Origin of the sequence: Pseudomonas tehranensis (assembly GCF_014268615.1) — a bacterium.
GTDB classification, from domain to species: domain Bacteria; phylum Pseudomonadota; class Gammaproteobacteria; order Pseudomonadales; family Pseudomonadaceae; genus Aquipseudomonas; species Aquipseudomonas tehranensis.
Window position 1 is genome coordinate 1 of the sequence record NZ_JABWQV010000467.1, and the last position, 1017, is coordinate 1017.

A 1017-nucleotide genomic window follows, 5' to 3' on the forward strand; every position below is an offset into this window, starting at 1 on the left:
TGTGGGAGCGGGCTTGCTCGCGAAAGGGCCGTCAGCCCCACCCTCAAACCTGCGGCTTGACCCTGTCAGCCGGACGCCGAACACCCGCCACAATCTTATCCACAGCCTTGGTCGCCGCGACCATGCCGAACGTCGCCGTGACCATCATCACCGCGCCAAATCCACCGGCGCAGTCGAGCTTGACGCCATCGCCGACGAAACTCTTCTGCAGGCAAATGCTGCCGTCGGGTTTGGGGTAGCGCAGTTGTTCGGTCGAGAACACGCAGGGCACGCTGTAGTGGCGGGTCACCGTGCGGGAAAAACCGTAGTCACGGCGCAAGGTAGAACGCACTTTCGAGGCCAGCGGATCGTTGAACGTGCGGTTCAGGTCGCAGACCTGGATCAGCGTCGGGTCGATCTGCCCGCCCGCGCCACCGGTGGTGATGATCTGGATCTTGCGGCGCTTGCACCAGGCGATCAGCGCCGCCTTGGCGTTGACGCTGTCGATGCAATCGATCACGCAGTCAATGTTCGGCGTGATGTATTCGGCCATGGTGTCGCGGGTGACAAAATCCGCCACGGCATGCACCGTGCAGTCGGGGTTGATGCCGCGCAGGCGCTCGGCCATCACCTCGACCTTCGGTTTGCCGACGGTGCTGTCCAGGGCGTGCAGTTGACGGTTGGCATTGCTGACGCAGACATCGTCCAGGTCGAACAGGGAGATCTCACCCACGCCGCACCGGGCGATGGCTTCCGCCGCCCAGGAACCAACGCCGCCCACCCCGACAATCGCCACATGGGCCGCCCGCAGGCGCTCCAGGCCTTCGATGCCGTACAAACGGGCGATACCGGCAAACCGTGGATCTTCTGTACTCATGACCATTACCCCAAAAACCGGCGCGCATTATAGGGCTTTGTCGTAACAATTTAAGCAAAACCTCTATAGGAGCGAGCCTGCTCGCGATGGCTTCAGTTCAGTCAATATTAATGTCGACCGATCCACCGCAGCGCGAGCAGGCTCGCTCCCACAGGTTTCGT

At 61.9% G+C, this 1017-nt stretch carries 1 protein-coding gene; it reads right to left on the reverse strand.

Features of this window, described 5'->3' with window-relative positions; translation table 11 throughout:
• Positions 1-43: 43 nt before the first annotated feature.
• Positions 44-856: a tRNA cyclic N6-threonylcarbamoyladenosine(37) synthase TcdA gene (tcdA, locus tag HU811_RS27005; protein WP_003198205.1), complete on the reverse strand. Its 813-nt coding sequence runs from the start codon at positions 854-856 to the stop codon at positions 44-46.
• Positions 857-1017: the final 161 nt, after the last annotated feature.

Bases quoted from the DNA above. Each gene is read 5' to 3' on its own strand.
- tcdA (WP_003198205.1), bottom strand. From the start codon at position 856: ATGAGTACAGAAGATCCACGGTTTGCCGGTATCGCCCGTTTGTACGGC.